The following is a 16,556-nucleotide window of genomic DNA, read 5'->3' on the forward strand; positions in this document are numbered from 1 at the left end:
CCAACTGGTCCCCAAAAATGATCAAGGGCCGGTTTCGGATGTCTCCGAAACCGGCCCTGACCTGCGACTGTCTCCAGTCGGGACGACAGGATTTGAACCTGCGACCCCTTGACCCCCAGTCAAGTGCGCTACCAAGCTGCGCCACGTCCCGCTGTCAGTCACCCGGCTCTGCTGGGCGGCTGCGCAGGACAAACATTACCTCACTCCGAGGACCGGATCGACGCCCGTGCCTGCTGGGCGCGGGTCGCCAGGGTCTCGGCGCCGCAGGTGGTGGCCAGTTTCTGGGCGCGGGCGAGCTGGCGCGGGGAGCGGGTCGCCACGCCGTGGTCGTAGAGGGCGAGGGCCAGCTCGTAGCCGGAGGGCGAGGCTTCCAGATGGCGGACCGCCTCACCGAGGAGGTGGGCGGCCTCCTCCGGGCGGGCGAAGAGGGCGACGCAGCGCAGGGCCTCGCCGATGGCGGTGTCCGTGCCGAAACGTTCGGCGTGGACGCGGGCGGAGTTGGCGAGCTGGGCGGCGCGGCCGGGGTCGTCCTCCGCGAGGGCGCGGGCCAGGTCGCCGGCCCAGGGGCCCCAGATGCCGTTGAAGCGGCCGCGCGGTTCGAGGGACTGGCCCGCCGCCTCCAGTTCGGTGACGGCTTCCTTCGTACGGCCTTCGGCGAGGAGCAGCCGGCCCCGGACACACGGGGCGTCGGGCAGGACCATGGCGCTGGGGTAGGGCAGGCCGAAGGAGTACAGGTCGGCGACCTTACGGGCCTCGGCGGTCTTGCCGCGGGCCAGCAGCGTGTCGATGAGGAGGCAGGCGGCGTCCCAGTGGACGGGCAGACCGCTGCCCACGCGGTCGGCGAGGCGCAGTCCCTCGCGCAGGAAGCCCTCCGCCTCGGCCAGACGGCCCCGGCGGCGGTGGACCAGACCGAGCAGTGTGTGGGCGAACGCCAGGTGGGCGCCGCTCCAGCCGGAGATCTCGAAGGCGCGGACGGCCTCGCCGAAGAGTTCCTCGGCGCGGTCCAGCCGGTCGGTGAAGGCGTAGGTGATGCCGAGCAGGGTGGGGAGTTCGAAGCCCCACTCGGTGTCGGTCCAGCCGAGGCCCCGGGCGGGGTGGCCGTTGACCAGGGCCCGTTCGCAGAGGTCGACGATCAGCTCGGAGTTCTCACCGCGCAGCATCGCGTCGAACGCGCGGAGCGTCAGCAGCGCCCGTTCGGCGTTGTTCCGGCCCTTGAGGTGGTCGGCGTTGGCGGCCAGCCGGCGGGAGCGGCCGGGGCCGTCCTCCTCGCTCGCCTGCATGCCCTCCCAGAGGAAGTGGGCGGCCTGGAGCCGCATGAGCCCCGGGCCGGGCGGGGTGCGCTCGGCCTCGGCGGCCAGTGCCAGCGCGGCCTCCTTGAGCTGGTTGTTGTGGGAGAGCGCCGCCGCGAGCCGGAAGGTGGCGTCGACCCGCAACTCGTCGGTGAGGCCCGGCATGTCGAGGGCCGCCCTGAGGTGCTGCACGGTGGTGGCCGGGGAGCTGAGCAGGGTGGCGCAGCCCAGCTCGTACAGGAGCGTGGCGCGAACGTCCTGGCGCGGCGGTTCCTGGAGGGCCCGTTCCAGGCAGCGGCGGGCGGCCTCCGGGGCGCCGACCGCCAGGTGCTGGGTGGCGGCGGCCCTGAGCTGGGCGACCAGTTCCTGGTCGTCGTCCGGGTGGACCTCCAGCAGGTGGCGGGACGCGGCGGCCGGGCCGAGTCCGGCACGGGTGATCGCCCAGGCGGCCCGGCCGTGCATGGCGGTCCGGGTGGCCGGAGGGATGGAGCGGTACACGGCCGAGGCGATCAGCGGGTGGACGAACTCCATCGGGTCGAAGCCACTGACGATCCGGGCCTCGCGCAGCCGGGCGGTGCAGTCCGCCGCCTCGGCCGGAGTCATGCCGGCCAGGCTCGCGGCCAGGTCCTGGGAGATGTCGGTGCCGAGAACGGCGGCGGCCCAGGCGAAGCGGTTGGCGTTGGTCCCGAGCCGTTCGAGGCGGGCGACCAGGCCGCTGCCCCGGGCCGAGGCACCGAGTTCGCGCAGCAGCCCCGCGGACTCCTCCAGGGGCACGATCTCGCTGTCCTGGACCTTGGCGACGAGTTCGACGGCCTCGTACGGGTTGCCGCCGGTCACGGCCCAGACCTCGCGGCAGAACGGGTCGTCGGCGTGCTCGCCGAGCGCGGCCCGTACCAGTTCGGCGGTGGCGTCCGGGGTGAGCGCGCGCAGCGCGACGCGGACCTGGGCCGGGTGTCCGCTCGCGACGGCGCCCGCGTCCTCGCGCGCCGAGAGCTCCTCGGGGCGGTGCGCCTGGACCACCAGGACGCGCAGTTCGCCGAGACGGGCCGTGAACGAGGCGAGCCAGGCGAGGGATTCGCCGTCCGCCCAGTGCGCGTCGTCGATGACGAGGAGCAGCGGCCGGTGGCTCATCCGCGAGGCGAGCCGGGAGACGACGTGGTCGAGTCCGTCGCGCACACCCTGGGGGTCGGGCTGGAGGTCGGAGGGTTCGGCCAGTCCGAGGGCGGGAGCCGCGATGTCGAACCAGGCGCCGAACAGCGCTCTCACATCGTCGGCCGGCAACTGGTCCAGCGCGGGCTGGAGCAGCTGCCGCACCACGTGGAACGGCACCGAGGTGACCGTCTCGCCTCCGCGTGCGGACCAGATGGTGCACCGGTCGGCGGCCATCGCCCGGATCTCGCTCAGCAGGGCGGTCTTGCCGATGCCCGCCTCGCCGCTGAACACCAGCAGCCCTCCGGCCGCCTGCGCGCCGCAGAGCGCGTCGACGGCTTGTGCGGCGGCGGCGAGTTCCGGTTCGCGCTCGTACAGCGGCCGGGACGGCTGCATGCCTACTCCCCCAACGTCGGTTCACTGTCGGTCGAGCCTAATCGTGCGCGGGGGCCCACCGACAGTAGTTCGGCCAGTTCGCCGCTGGTACGGGGCACAATCGACGGATGGACGCATCGCGCAGGGACCGGGACGCCGAAGGCAGGGCGCACAACGCGCGCCCCCGGGACGGGCTGGGGCGGCCCCTGCCGTACGGTGCGCCCGGCGTGGCGCGGCAGCCCGAGGGCGTCCTCCGTATTCCGGCCGAAACCGTCCGGGAGGCGCAGCGGCTGCTGGACGCCGGGATGCCGTTCCACGCGCACGAGGTCTTCGAGGACGCCTGGAAGTCGGGGCCGCCCGCTGAGCGGGAGTTGTGGCGCGGGCTGGCCCAGATGGCGGTGGGGCTGACGCATTCCGCCCGGGGCAACGCGACGGGCGGGGCTCGGCTGCTGCGGCGCGGCGCGGGGGCGCTGGAGGCGTACGCGGGGGCCGGTGGCGTGCCGGAGGGCGCGGCGCCGGCCGTTCACGGGATGGATCCCGGCCGGCTGGCGCGCTGGGCGAGGGACTTGGCCGCGCGGGTCGAGGGAGACCCGTCGCGGCCGGTCGACCCGGCCGGCGCGGCTCCGCGCCTGCGCGCGGGCACGGACCCGGCGGAACCGTAGCGGCGGCCAACTCGCCTTCCTTTCCCTCCCCTTGACCGAGAGCGGTGAACTCGGCCCGGCGGAGCCATTACCATCCGGCGTCATGAGCACTTCTGACCAGGACCAGTCCGTGGACGCCCCGATATCCGTCCCCGAGGAAGCCGCGGAGAACGAGGCCAAGGCCGAGGAGACCGGCGCGGCCGACGCGGCGGAGGGGACGAAGGCCACCGGGCGCGCAGGCTCCGTCGCGGAGTCGGAGGACGGAGAGCTCGCGGGGAGGGACGAGAACGGAGGCGACGCGGACGCGGAGGTCGCGGCCGTGCAGCCGGGCGGAGCCGCCGGGGAGCGCAGACTGACGCCCCGGCAGGCGAGACGGCTGCGTATCGTCCTGTCGTCGGTGGGCATGGCGGCGATGGCGGTCGTGCTCGCGCTGCGGATCGCCAGCCGGTCCTCGGTCCTGGTGGTCGGGGTGTACGGGCTGGCGCTGATCCTGTGCGGGATCGTCATCGAACTCAGCCGCAACGGCCGGACGCGGCTGGGCAGCTGGCTGCTCGGACTGGGCCTGGTCGCGGCGGTCGGCTCGGACTGGCTGCTCATTCCCTGAGGGTTCCGGTGGTCCGCCCCCGGGCGGGTGGTCCGGCGGTGACCCGGACCGGGCCGCCGCGCGGATCGGCACGGTCCAGCCAGTGCGCGGGCAGGGGGAGGGAGCGGCCCGGCAGCGCGACGCGCGGGGTCCTCCCCCGGTACAGCTCCCGTCCGTCCTGGTGGACGGTGAGCACCGGGGCCGTCAGCCGCCGGGAGGTGCGCAGGAGGAAGCGGCCGCCGAGCGGACGGGCCGCTTCCGGGGCGATCAGATTGGGTGCGATCCATTCCAGCGGAGCGTCGACGGTGAGCGCGGGCCGGGTTTCCGGCCAGTCCCCGGTGGTGAGATGACGCAGGACGGGGGCGGCGACCGCCCGGCCCTCGGCGGCGGCGACACCGGCCCGTTCGACCGCGTGGAGCAGATTGCCGACGGCGAAGACGCCCGGCCGGGCGGTGCGGAGGGCGGAGTCGTGGGCGGGGCCCCGGGTACCGGGGTCGAGCGGAACGCCCCCGCTCCGGGCCAGTTCGTGGTCGGGGATCCAGTCGCCGGTGAAGACGACGGTGTCGCAGACCAGGGTGGTCGTACGGCCGTCGGCGTGGCGCAGCGCGACTCCGGTGAGCCGGGTGCGGCCGGTCAGCGCGGTGACCGTGGTGCGGGTGAGGAGCGGGGCGCCGAGCCTCGGGCCGAGGGCGGCGGGCAGGGCCGGCGGTCGCTCGGTGACGCGGGCGACGAGGCGGACCCCGGCGGCGCGCAGGGTGCCGGCCGCGGCGACGCTGATCGCCTCGTCGCCGATGATGACGGCGCGGCGCCCGATGGGCTGGTGGTGGAGGTGGACGGCCTGCTGGAGTTCGCCCGTGGTGTAGACGCCGTCGGGGCGGGTGCCCGGGACGAGCCGGGCGCTGCGGGGGCGTTCGCGGGCCCCGGTGGCGAGGACGACGGCACCGGCGGTGATCCGTTCGAGTCCGCCCGGTCCCGTGATGTCGAGGGTGCGGGGTCCGGCCCAGCCGGTGGCGGTGACGCCGGTGCGCAGGGTGGCCCCGGCGCGTACGGCGGCCGTGGCGCACCGCTCGGCGTACACGGGACCGTTGCTGCCGCCGCCCGCCCGGGTGGAGCCGAACCCGGGGTGGTGGCAGTGGCGCGGGACGCCGCCCGCCGTCTGTTCGCGTTCCAGGACCTCGACCCCGCGTACCCCGGCCGCGGCGAGCGCGGCAGCGGCGCCGAGCCCGGCCGGTCCCGCTCCGACGACAAGGACGTCGACGGTCCGTTCGCGGCGCGTCATGGCGCGGTCTCCTTCGGACGGTGGGGGCGAACCGCGTCCCGGTCCCCCGGGCTGTGGGAGCGGGGCGCGTCCCGGTCCCCCGGGCTGTGGGGGCGGGGCGCGTCCCGGTCCCCCGGGCTGTGGGCGCGGGCCATGTCCCCGTCCCCAGGGCTGTGGGGGTGGGTCATGTGGTGGTCCCTTTGAGGCGGGCGCGGAGTCCGGCCCGGCAGGCGAAGCCCTGGCAGCGGCCGTTGCCGGCCCTGGTCCGGCGGGCCAGGCCCGCGAGGGTGCGGGGCGGCAGGGTGGCGGCGAACGCGTCGCGGATCTCGCCCTCGGTGACCCGTTCGCAGTGGCAGACGATCGTTCCGTACGCCGGGTCCCGCGCGACGAGCGCGGCGTTCAGGTACGGGCGGCGGTCGTGGGCGCCGAGGTAGGGCATGGTGAGCGGGGCAAGGGCGGACGGTTCGCCGAGGTCGAGGCCGATGCCGGCCAGCAAGCCGGTGACGTGGTCGGCGATGGCCATGGAGGCGGTGAGACCGGTGGAGCGGATGCCGCCGACGGTGACGGCGCGCCGGTCCGGGTGGTCCTGGATGCGGTAGTCCTCCCGGCCGGTCGCGGCGCGCAGGCCCGCGTAGACGGCGGTGACCTCCTCGTCGAGGAGGCGGGGCAGGATGCGGCGGCCCTTCTCGCGCAGCAGCGCGATGCCTTCCCCGGTCGACTCGGTGGCGGTCTTGTCGTCCAGGTCCTCGGCGGTCGGGCCCAGCAGCACGTTACCGAAGACGGTGGGCGCGACGAGCACGCCCTTTCCGGCGACGGTGGGCACGGGAAGAAGGATGTGGCGGACGAGGTCGCGGGCGAGTTTGTCGAACACGAGGAGCTGGCCCCGGCGCGGGGTGACCGTGAAGTCGTCGTATCCGAGCATGTGGTCGACGGTGTCGGCGTGCAGTCCCGCGGCGTTGACGAGGAACCGGGTGCGCAGCGGTCCCCGTGCGGTCGTCAGGACATGGACGTCCTTCCCGGTCTCGATCGCCGTGACCGGGCAGTCCAGATGCAGATGGACACCGGCGCGCACGGCCTGGGTGGCGAAGGCGAGCGGGGTGGTCCAGGGGCAGATGACGGATTCGTCGGGGATCTCCAGGGCGCCGAGCGCTCCCGGGCCGAGAGCGGGTTCGCGGGCGGCGACCTGCTCGGCGTCCAGGATCCGTGCCGCGTGGTAGTCGTTGGCCTCGGCCTTGGCGAGCAGGGCGGGCAGCGCGGCGTGCTGTTCGTCGTCCCAGGCGACCAGGAGGGCGCCGACCCGTTCGACGGGGATGCCGGTGTCGTCGGCGTACGCGGCGAGCTTCCGCTGCCCCTCGCGTACGAGACGGGCCTCCAGGGAGCCGGGGACGGCGTCGAAACCGGTGTGCAGGATCGCAGTGTTGGCCTTGGAGGTGCCGGTGCCGATGTCGTCCGATGCCTCGACGAGCGCGATGCGCAGCGGGTGGTGGGCGAGCGCGCGGGCGAGGGCGGTGCCGACGACGCCGGCGCCGATGACGGTGACGTCGTACGGGGCGCCGCCGGGCGGCTCCGGCAGGGGGTCGCCGGCGGTGGTGACGGCGGGGGTCACCGTGCGGGTCCCGCCGGGAGGGGGCTCTGTGCGCGCGGGATCGGGTTCATGACCGTTCCAGGAGGGTGTCGACGGCCGCGCGGAAGGCGGCGCGGCGCTCGGCGGCCTCGTCGGGGCCGATGCGCGGTTCGTACACGGCGGCCGGGTGCCAGTCGGGTACGGCTTCGGCGAGGGTGAGCGCCGGATCGATTCCGAGCCGGGCCACGGCGCCCGCCCCGAGCGCGGTGACATCGGGCAGCGCGGAGACCTCGACGGGGCGTTGCAGCAGGTCGGCCTGGGTCTGCATGAGGAGGGCCGAGCGGGTCAGACCGCCGTCGACGCGGAGAGCGGACAGCGGGGCGCCGAGGTCGTCGGCGACCGCGTCGGCCAGGGCCACGACCTGGGCGGCGATCCCCTCGCACAGGGCGCGCACGAGATGGCCAGCGGTGGTGTCCAGGCCGAGTCCGGTGAGCGATCCGCGCAGATCTCCGCGCCACCAGGGGGCGGCGAGTCCGGCGAGGGCCGGGACGAACGTGACGCCCCCGGTGTCGGGGACGCCTCCGCCGACCGGGTCGAGGTCGGCGGCCCCGGAGATGACCTTGAGGTCGGTGAGCCAGCGGACGGCGGAGGCGGCGGTGAGGACCTGGCCGTCCAGGCAGTAGTCGGTACGCCCGCCGAGCCGCCAGGCGACGCAGCTGACCAGGCCGGAGGTGCCTCGGCGCGGGACGGTGCCGGTCTGGGCGAGCAGGAAGGCGCCGGTGCCGTAGGTGCATTTCGCGGTGCCGGGCTCCAGCGCGCCCTGGGCCAGCAGGGCGGCCTGCTGGTCGACGAGGAGGCCGGTGAGCGGGATCTCCTCGCCGAAGGCGGTGGTGGTGCCGAAGGTTCCGGCGGCGTCCACGACGGTGGGCAGGCGTTCGCCGGTCAGTCCGAAGCGGTCCAGGGCGGTGGGAGACCAGCCGGCCGCGTCCAGATCGAGGAGCTGGGTGCGTCCGGCGGTGGCGGCGTCGGTCACGAAGGCGCCGGTCAGCCGGTGGACAAGCCAGGAGTCGCTGGTGGTGACGACCCCCTCGCGGGTCAGTTCGCGGCGGATCCAGGCCATCTTCGGGGCGGCGAAATACGGGTCCAGGGGGAGGCCGGTGAGCTGTCTCAGCTCGTCCTCGTGCACGGCGAGCTCCCGGCACAGGTCCTCGGAGCGGCGGTCCTGCCAGACGATCGCGTCGGTGAGGGGTCTGCCGGTGACCGGATCCCAGGCGAGCACGGTCTCGCCCTGGTTGGCGAGGCCGACCGCGACGACCGGTTCGCCCGCCTCGGCCAGGGCGCGGGCCCCGGCGTCCAGGACGGAGCCGAGCAGTTCGGCGGGGTCCGCCTCGACGGCGCCGCCGGGGCCGTACCTCGGCCGCACCGGGGCGGAACCGGAACCGATCACGCCGCGCTCGGGGCAGATCACCAGCGCCTTCGTCCCGGAGGTTCCCTGGTCCACGGCGAGTACCGGGCCTGACATCGGATCTCCTGCGGTACGCAAGCACGGGGCCTGAACGGAATCGTGATCTTCGGTCGCGGGAACCCAGAGTGGTGCAGCCCGGCAGCTACGTCAAGCGGCGCCGGACGATGCGCCCGGAGCCGACTTCGAATCCCGATCGCCTTTCCGCACACCGGATTTGAGGCAGTTCCAGGATTCGTTCGGGAGTTCGGCACGAAGGGCTCTACACTCACCGCCGAGCAACAACCGGACGCTTTACAGCAGTTCATATTTCAACTGCTGCTTGACCCCCCACGTCCCCGAGGATCGATGACACCGACACCACGCACCGAGTACCTGAATGGGCAACAGTGAATTCCGGCCGGTGTACCACCCGGCCGGCCACGACAGTCCGCTCCGCTCGGCGTTACAGGACTTACGCACAGGGCGCTGGATCTCCATGCGGGACCTGCTGGAGAGCACGCCCGACTGGACTCTCTGGACCCAGCGCACCCAGGTGCTCGGGGCCGTCGCCGCGGGCTCGGACGCGGTCCATGCCTGGCTGACCGAGGAACCGCGCAGCGTCGCGGGGACCGTGATGCGGGCACGGGTCTGCGTGGAGCGCGCGGTCCGGGCCCGCCGCTCCGGCCATCCCAGCGGCCAGCAGTTGTGGCAGGAGGCATGGGAGGCCTGCCGCTCGGCCGCGCACGCCTCGCCAGCGGACCCCGTCCCGTGGGTGTGCCTGCTGGCCCTCTCCCAACTGGACGAACGCCAGCGGCTGGAGGAGCACCGGCTCCACCCGCCCGGCCCGATGCTTTTCCCCGGGCCCTGGGGACTCCTCGCGGAGGCCGACAAACGCGACCCGTACAACCGCGAGGCCTACCACCGGATGCTCCAGTTCGTTTACGCCCGCAAGGCCGGCGGCTCGCTCTCCGAAGCCGTCAACTTCGTGCAGTGGGCGTCCTCGTCGGCCCCCGACGGATCGGCGCTTCACGTCCTGCCGCTGTATGTGCGGGTCGAGCGCTACCGGCGGGAGAACGGACACGAGAAGGCGCTCGATCTGCACTGGGTCACCGAGGACGCCGAACGCGAGGCGCAACGCGCCCTTGAGCGGTGGTTCCGCCTCACTCCCCCGGCCACACACACCCTGCTCGACCTCAACCACCTGGCGCACGCCCTGTGGGGGGCGCTCCGCTTCGCCGACGCCGCTCCCGTCTTCCGCGAGCTGGGGCCGTACTTCACGTCGCTGCCGTGGGCGTACCGCACCCGCTCGCCGAAGGACCCGGGCGGCGCCGAGGAGGTCTTCGTGCGGGCCCGCAGCCGGGCGCTGACCGCGGCGCGCGACCCGGGGCGGGGGCCGCACGGCTGAGCCGGCGGAGAGGTGAACGGACGCACCGGGCCCGCACCCCGTTTCTTTCGTTTGACTACTTTCCTTTCGCTTGACCGATTTGCCTTTGTTTTCGTTTTCGTTTCCGTATGCATCTCCCTTTCGTTCACCGCTCACGGAGGTCCCCATGTCCGTCACCACCTCGGCCCAGAAGGGCTCCGAGGCCGCACCGCCCCAGGACGAGGAGCAGCGCCTGCGCGAGCTCGGCTATCAGCCGGTGCTTGCTCGCCGCATGGGCGGCTTCGGCAACTTCGCGATCAGCTTCTCCGTCATCTCGATCCTGTCGGGTTGCATGACGCTGTACGGCTTCGGCATGTCCACCGGCGGACCCGCCGTGATGATGTGGGGCTGGGCGGGTGTCGGCCTCTTCGTGCTCTGCGTGGGCATGGCCCTGGCGGAGGTCACCAGCGCGTACCCGACGTCCGGGGCGCTCTACTACATGGCCGACCGGCTCGGCGGGCGCAAATGGGGCTGGTACACGGGTTGGCTGAATCTGCTCGGTCTTCTGGGTGCGATAGCCGGAATCGACTACGGGGCCGCGTTATTCACCGGCGCCCTGATGAACCTGCAGTGGGGTTTCACCCCCACCCCCGGCAAGACGATGATCATTTTTGTCTGCATTCTGCTGCTGCACGCCGTTCTGAACCTTTTCGGTGTCCGTCTGGTGAGCGTGCTCAACTCGATCAGCGTCTGGTGGCACCTGGCGGGTGTCGCGGTGATCGTTTCGGTGCTCGCGATCGTTCCTTCGCACCACCAGTCGCCGTCGTTCGTCTTCACCGAGTTCGTCAATGACACCGGCTGGCACAATCCGCTGTACGTGGCGGCGATCGGTCTGCTGCTGGCGCAATACACCTTCTGCGGCTACGACGCCTCCGCCCACCTGTCCGAGGAGACGTCGAACGCCTCGGTCTCCGCCGCCCGGGGCATCGTGCGGGCGATCTGGGTGTCCTGGGTCGCCGGCTTCGTTCTGCTCGCGGGGCTGACCTTCGCGATCCAGGACTACGCGGGTACGCAGAGCACGTCGACGAACGTGCCGCCCGCCCAGATCCTGATCGACGCGCTGGGCACCTCGGGGGCCACGGCGATGCTGCTCATCGTGATCGCCGCGCAGCTCTTCTGCGGCAACGCCGAGGTGGCCGCCGCCAGCCGCATGGTGTTCGCCTTCAGTCGCGACAACGCGCTGCCCGGCTCGCAGCTGTGGCGCAAGGTGAGCGCCCGGACGCAGACCCCGGTGCCGGCCGTCTGGCTGTCGGTGATCGTCGCCGGGGTGCTTGCCCTGCCGTCGCTGTACTCGGCGACCGCGTACGGCGCGGTGACCGCGATCAACGTCATCGGGATCACGCCCGCGTACGCCATCCCGATCTTCCTCAAGCTCCGTGCCGGGGGCCGTTTCGAGCGGGGGCCGTGGCACCTGGGCCGGTGGTCGAAGCCGATCGGGTGGATCGCTGTGGTCTGGGTCGCCATCGTCACCGTGCTGTTCCTGCTGCCGCAGTCCTCGCCGGTGACGATCGATTCGATGAACTACGCGTCGATCGCGCTGGTCGCCGTGCTGGTCCTGGCCACCGTCTGGTGGTTCGTGGCCCGGCGCTCGTACGGCACCCCGCAGGCGTACGGCAACGCCCGTGAGCAGGCGGAGATCGAGGAGGACATCGTCTGACCGCTCGCTCTCCCCGTGACGGGGCCCCCTCCGGTACCGCCCGGGCGGGGCCCCGTCACGGGTTCAGCAGGAGCTGGAGGCCGCCGAGGACGGTGGCGCCCAGGACGAGACGTTCGAAGAGCCGCTGGTTGATGCGGTCCACACAGCGCCGGCCGATCCACGCGCCCGGCAGAACGAACAGCAGCATGCAGGCGTCGATCAGCAGCGACTGCCCGTCGATCAGGCCGAGCCCCACGCTGAACGGCACCTTCGAGGTGTTCACGATGAGGAAGAACCACGCGGACGTGCCGAGGAATCCGAGCTTCCGGAAGCCCGCCGAGAGCAGATAGAGCGACATCACGGGACCGCCCGCGTTGGCGACCATCGTGGTGAAGCCGCCGAGGACCCCGTAGCCGCGAGCCTTGAGCCGCTCGGCGGCCGTCGGCGGTCCGGTGGTCTCGGGTCCCTCGGTCGCCGTCCTGGTGCGTCGCCGCCACATCGAGACGCCGGCCATGAAGAGCAGGATCGCGCCGATCGAGGTGCGGACGGCGGCGTCGTCGGCCCAGAGCATGAACACGGTCCCCGCCACCACACCAGCGGCGACGGCGGGAAGGACCCGCAGCAGCGTCGGCCAGTGCGCGTGACGCCGGTAGCTGAGCACCGCGAGCACATCGCCCGCGATCAGGATCGGGAGCAGCACTCCGGTGGACTCGCGGGCGGGCAGTACCGCCGCGAAGACCGCGAGGCTGATCGTGTTGGCACCGCTGACGGCCGTCTTGGAGAAGCCGACGAGTGCGGATGCCGCGGCCAGTGCCGCCAGTTGCCAGAGGGTGAGCGTGTCCATGCCGAAGGGAGAGCGTAGTACGTATGTGCAGGGGTTGGTTCGGGCCGGGTTCTTTCGTTTGATCGATATGCTGCGCCCAAACGCTCAAACGAAAGCGGTCAAACGAAAGCCGCGTAGCGCACGGTGAGGGGGCCTGCACCATGCAGGAGCAGATGGAACTGAGGCGTCGGCGCATTCTGGCGATCGTCGAGTCACGCGGCGCCGTCCAAGTGACCGCGCTCGCGGACGAACTGGGCGTCTCGACCGTCACGGCGCGGCGGGACGTGGACGAGATGGACCGCGAAGGGCTGCTGCGGCGCGGGCGCGGGGTCGTCCGGTCCCTCGACGACCGGACCGCTCAGGTCGCGGTGCCCGCCCCGCGCACGAGCGGTGCGGCCGGGGGCGGCGGGGCGGTCGCCCTGGTCGTTCCCGAGCGCCACTCGTACCTGCAGGAGACACTGCACGGGGCGCGGAGCGTGCTGGAGGAGGCCGGGATTCGGATCGCCCTGCACATCGCACCCCGGGGGCCGGGCGCGGAACGGCGCCTGGTGGAACGGGCGCTGGCCGACGGGGCGCGGGGGCTGCTGATCGCTCCGAGGTGGCCGAGCGCGCACGCCGAGGAGCAGGACTACGCCTGGCTGGCGCGGGTCGGTGTGCCGACGGTGCTGATGGAGCGGCGCCCCCGTCCGGGCAGCGCCCTGCACGCGCTGGACTCGGTCTGCTCGGACCACTGGTACGGCGTCCATCTCGCCGTGGACCACCTGGTGGCGGCGGGTCATCGGCGCATCGTGCTGGCCGCCCGCGACGACAGCCCGACGGCGCGTGCGGTACGGGCGGCGTTCGCCGAGATCGCGGCGGGACGGCCGGAGGTGACGGACTGGTCGGTGGTGCTCAGCTCGCCGGACGCCGCCGAGCACGGCCCCTCCGGGCCCCCGCTCGCCCCGGTCGGCACACCGGTGGAACTGGGCGCGGCGCTGCGCAACCGCAGGGCCACGGCCGCGGTGCTGCACGGTGACATCGACGCGCTGATGCTGGTGCAGCGGCTCGTGGAGAACGGACTGGAGGTGCCCCGGGACTGCTCGGTGGTGGCGTACGACGACGTGGTGGCAGCGCTGGGCAGCACCCCGTTGACGGCGGTCTCGCCGCCGAAGGTGGAGATCGGCAGGGCCGCCGCCGAACTGCTGCTGCGCCGGCTGTCGGGCCCTCCGGGCACCACGGGGCCGGTCTGCCGTACGGAGTTGCTGCCGACGCTGAAGGTGCGCGGATCGGTGTGCGAGAGGCCCACGCCTTTCGAAATGATCGTTTGATCGATTCGACTTTCGTTTGATCGATTGCTTGACCACGATCGATCAAACGATCAGGATTCCTCGTGACTTCACATCGGAAGCCGCGGAGGAGAACGATGACCGGCACCCTTCCCGTCCCGTCCGACACGGGCCGCCGGCCGCGCGCCGCGCTCGCCATGCGGGCGGACACCGCGGCCGCGCTGCTCGGCCCCGACGCGCTGGCAGCCCTGTCCCGGGTGTGCGAACTCGCGCCGCTGCCCGTACTGGACGACTTCAGCACCGAGCGGGCGCGGGCCGTGCTGGCGGACACCGAACTGCTGGTCACGGGCTGGGGCTGTCCGCCCCTGGACGACGCCGTGCTGGCGGCCGCGCCCCGGCTGCGGGCCGTGGTCCACACGGCGGGAAGCGTGCGCGGCCACATCACGGACGCCTGCTGGGAGCGCGGTATCGAGGTCTCGTCGGCCGCCGCGGCCAATGCCCTCCCGGTCGCCGAGTACACCGTGGCGATGATCCTGCTCTCCGGCAAACGCGCCCTGGAACGCGCACACGCCTACCGCAGCGAACGCCGTCGTGACGACTCGCTCACCACCTCGCCCGCCCTCGGCAACTACCGCCGCACGGTGGGCATCCTGTCCGCCTCGCTGATCGGTCGCCGGGTCGTCGAGCTACTGCGCCCCTACGACCTCCAGGTCCTGCTGCACGATCCGTACGTCTCCGAAAGCGAAGCGAAAGCGCTGGGCGTCCGCCCGGTGTCACTGCCGGAACTCTTCGCGCAGAGCGACCTGGTGAGCGTGCACACCCCGCTGCTACCGGCAACGCGCGGGCTGGTCAGCCGTGAACTGCTGCTGTCCATGCGGCCGGACGCCGTGCTCGTCAACACCGCTCGGGGTGCCGTCGTCGATCAGGACGCGCTCGTCGACGTCCTGCGGCAGGACCGGATCCGGGCGGTCCTGGACGTCACCGACCCCGACGCGCTGCCCGCCGGGCACCCGCTCTGGGACTGTGAGAACGCCCTGATCACCCCTCATCTGGCGGGCTCTCAGGGCAACGAGTGGCAGCGCCTGGTCGATCTGGCGACCTCCGAGACGGAGCGCTGGGCCGAGGGCGACGGTTTCGCCCATCCCGTACGACGCGAAAGGCTGGCGTTCCTCGCATGACCGCTCCGCATCCGCACCTCCCGCTGGAACTCCCCGCCGACGACCGGGTGCTCAGCCCGCGCACCGGCTACACCCGGGCGCACTGGGAGGCGGCCGCCGACGGGCTGCTGAAGGCCGCCTGGCGGTGGGCCACTCCCGAAGGCGCGCTGCTTGACCTGCCGGGCCGCCCGTCCGCCTCCGGGGTGCGGTCCGACGGCCTCGAAGGGTATGCGCGGACCTTCCTGGCCGCCGCGTTCCGGGTGGCCGGTGCCGGCGGCGCGGACCCGCACGGCTGGCTCGGCCGGTACGCGGACGGGCTCGCGGCCGGGACCCGTACGCCGGGACGCGACGATGCCGAGTCCTGGCCACTGATCCGGGACCACACGGTCTTCGGCCAGCCCATGGTCGAGTCCGCTTCCGTCGCCATCGGGCTGCGGCTGACCCGCCCGTGGCTCTGGGACCGGTTGGACCCGGCGGTGCGGGACCGCGCCGAGGAGTGGCTGCGCGGCGCGCTGCGGCACACGCCCGCGGCGAACAACTGGTATCTGTTCCCCTACACGGTGGCCGGTTTCCTGGAGTCCGTGGGGCGCGGGGACGCCGAGACCGCGCGGGCCCGGGAGCGGGGCCGCGCGCTGATGGAGGTCTGGTACCGGGGACAGGGCTGGTACGCCGACGGCGACGGCCGCGCCTTCGACCACTACAACGGCTGGGCACTGCACCTCTATCCGGTGCTCGACGCGCATCTGTCGGGTGAGGCGGAGCCCGCCGCGCTCTACGGGGCGCGGCTGCGCGAGCACCTGGAGGGTTTCGGCCTGCTGTTCGGCGGGGACGGGGCGCCGGTGTACTTCGGCCGGTCCCTGACCTACCGGTTCGCGGCCGGTGCGGCGGTCGGGCTCGGCGCGGTGACCGGGGACACCCCGCTGACCCCGGGGGCCTCCCGACGGGTGATCAGCGGAGCGCTCCGCTACTTCCTGGACCGGGGCGCGGCCGGCACCGACGGGCTGCTGAGCCTCGGCTGGCACGGCCCGCACGAAGCCACGCTCCAGCCCTACTCCGGCCCGTCCTCCCCCTACTGGGCGTCCAAGGCCTTCGTCTCGCTGCTCGCGCCGGCGGACCACCCCCTCTGGACGGCGACCGAGGAGCCCGCCCCGGCCGAGGGCCCCGACCGGGTCCTCGCCCTGCCGGCCCCCGGACTGCTCGTCCAGTCCACCCGGGCGGACGGCATCGTCCGGCTGCACAACCACGGCAGCGACCACCTCCGGCCGCACGAGGGCGAACACGCGACGCAGGACGATCCGCTGTACAGCCGCCAGGCGTACTCGACGGTCACCGGCCCCACCGCCCGCGCCAACGCCGCCGACAACCATCTGGCCGTCGTCGTGGACGGGCTGCGCAGCAGGCGCCGCGCGATCCGTCCACTGGGCGCGGGCGGCGGCGAGGGCTGGGCCTGGGCCGCCTCCTGGCACCGGCCGGTGTTCCCGCACGGGGCGGCGACCGAGCCGGGGCTGCGCGTGGAGAGCGTGACGGTGGTGCGCGGCCGTTTCGAACTGCGGGTGCACCGGGTGTGCTGCGCTCCGCCCGGGGCCCGGGTCGAGGAGACGGGCTGGGCGACCGGTCCGGAGTCCGGGCTCCTCTCGGCGCTGCACGGTCTGCACGGCTGGACGGAGCGGGACGAGGTCCGTGCCCCGCAGGGCACGGCGTACACGCCGTGGGCGGTGCTCCCCCGGCTGGGCGCGAACGCCGACGGTACGGGGATCCTCGTGGCGCTCGCCTCGCTGACCGCCGAACCGGAGGCCGCCGGGCTCGTCACGGCGGTGAGCGAGGCCCGCGTCGAGGAGGACACCGTCGAGGTGACCTGGGCCCGGGACGGGGCGCGGACCCGGATCGCCTTCGGCCCGGTGACCGTCACCCACGGCTGAGGGGAGAGCGGGGTGCGCGGCCCGACCGCC

12 protein-coding genes and 1 tRNA gene are annotated in these 16,556 nt (G+C 73.2%); 7 read left to right on the plus strand and 6 right to left on the minus strand.

Features of this window, described 5'->3' with window-relative positions; all coding sequences use genetic code 11:
- Positions 1 to 77: 77 nt before the first annotated feature.
- Positions 78 to 151, minus strand: a tRNA-Pro gene (locus tag ACWCXC_RS29015).
- Between the two features lie 49 nt (positions 152 to 200).
- Positions 201 to 2,834: an ATP-binding protein gene (locus ACWCXC_RS29020; protein WP_450890983.1), complete on the minus strand. Its 2,634-nt coding sequence runs from the start codon at positions 2,832 to 2,834 to the stop codon at positions 201 to 203.
- A gap of 107 nt (positions 2,835 to 2,941) precedes the next feature.
- Here ACWCXC_RS29020 and ACWCXC_RS29025 point away from each other — a divergent pair, with 107 nt between their 5' ends.
- Positions 2,942 to 3,475 carry a DUF309 domain-containing protein gene (locus ACWCXC_RS29025; protein ID WP_450890984.1) on the plus strand — a complete coding sequence of 178 codons (534 nt, stop codon included), beginning with the start codon at positions 2,942 to 2,944 and terminating at the stop codon, positions 3,473 to 3,475.
- An 82-nt stretch (positions 3,476 to 3,557) separates the two neighbouring features.
- Positions 3,558 to 4,058 carry a hypothetical protein gene (locus ACWCXC_RS29030; RefSeq protein ID WP_450686452.1) on the plus strand — a complete coding sequence of 167 codons (501 nt, stop codon included), beginning with the start codon at positions 3,558 to 3,560 and terminating at the stop codon, positions 4,056 to 4,058.
- On the opposite strand, the gene ACWCXC_RS29035 is transcribed toward ACWCXC_RS29030, so the two are convergent.
- From ACWCXC_RS29035 to ACWCXC_RS29045, 3 genes are all read right to left on the minus strand, one after another.
- Positions 4,048 to 5,316, minus strand: a complete 1,269-nt coding sequence (locus tag ACWCXC_RS29035) for an FAD-dependent oxidoreductase (protein WP_450890985.1) — start codon at positions 5,314 to 5,316, stop codon at positions 4,048 to 4,050. The genes ACWCXC_RS29030 and ACWCXC_RS29035 overlap by 11 nt on opposite strands.
- 163 nt (positions 5,317 to 5,479) lie before the next feature.
- Entirely contained in the window at positions 5,480 to 6,901 is a 1,422-nt protein-coding gene (locus ACWCXC_RS29040) for an FAD-dependent oxidoreductase (RefSeq protein ID WP_450890986.1), read from the minus strand.
- Between the two features lie 46 nt (positions 6,902 to 6,947).
- Entirely contained in the window at positions 6,948 to 8,381 is a 1,434-nt protein-coding gene (locus ACWCXC_RS29045) for an FGGY family carbohydrate kinase (RefSeq protein ID WP_450890987.1), read from the minus strand.
- A 319-nt stretch (positions 8,382 to 8,700) separates the two neighbouring features.
- Here ACWCXC_RS29045 and ACWCXC_RS29050 point away from each other — a divergent pair, with 319 nt between their 5' ends.
- Both ACWCXC_RS29050 and ACWCXC_RS29055 read left to right on the plus strand, forming a co-directional pair.
- Positions 8,701 to 9,708: a hypothetical protein gene (locus ACWCXC_RS29050; RefSeq protein ID WP_450686236.1), complete on the plus strand. Its 1,008-nt coding sequence runs from the start codon at positions 8,701 to 8,703 to the stop codon at positions 9,706 to 9,708.
- Between the two features lie 145 nt (positions 9,709 to 9,853).
- A complete protein-coding gene (locus ACWCXC_RS29055; protein ID WP_450890988.1) occupies positions 9,854 to 11,383 on the plus strand; it encodes an amino acid permease in 1,530 nt (509 codons plus the stop codon).
- Between the two features lie 55 nt (positions 11,384 to 11,438).
- Here the strand turns inward: ACWCXC_RS29055 and ACWCXC_RS29060 are convergent, their stop codons facing one another.
- Positions 11,439 to 12,206 (minus strand): sulfite exporter TauE/SafE family protein, encoded by a 768-nt coding sequence (locus ACWCXC_RS29060; protein WP_450686446.1) that lies wholly within the window; start codon positions 12,204 to 12,206, stop codon positions 11,439 to 11,441.
- 140 nt (positions 12,207 to 12,346) lie between these two features.
- On the opposite strand from ACWCXC_RS29060, the gene ACWCXC_RS29065 reads away from it, so the two are divergent.
- The 3 genes from ACWCXC_RS29065 to ACWCXC_RS29075 all read left to right on the plus strand — a co-directional run bounded on the left by ACWCXC_RS29065 (position 12,347) and on the right by ACWCXC_RS29075 (position 16,526).
- Positions 12,347 to 13,492 (plus strand): substrate-binding domain-containing protein, encoded by a 1,146-nt coding sequence (locus ACWCXC_RS29065; protein ID WP_450890989.1) that lies wholly within the window; start codon positions 12,347 to 12,349, stop codon positions 13,490 to 13,492.
- A gap of 95 nt (positions 13,493 to 13,587) precedes the next feature.
- Positions 13,588 to 14,628 (plus strand): hydroxyacid dehydrogenase, encoded by a 1,041-nt coding sequence (locus ACWCXC_RS29070; RefSeq protein ID WP_450890990.1) that lies wholly within the window; start codon positions 13,588 to 13,590, stop codon positions 14,626 to 14,628.
- Positions 14,625 to 16,526, plus strand: a complete 1,902-nt coding sequence (locus ACWCXC_RS29075) for a DUF2264 domain-containing protein (RefSeq protein WP_450890991.1) — start codon at positions 14,625 to 14,627, stop codon at positions 16,524 to 16,526. The genes ACWCXC_RS29070 and ACWCXC_RS29075 overlap by 4 nt, the downstream gene beginning before the upstream one ends.
- Positions 16,527 to 16,556: the final 30 nt, after the last annotated feature.

Source organism: Streptomyces sp. NPDC001515, assembly GCF_053597115.1.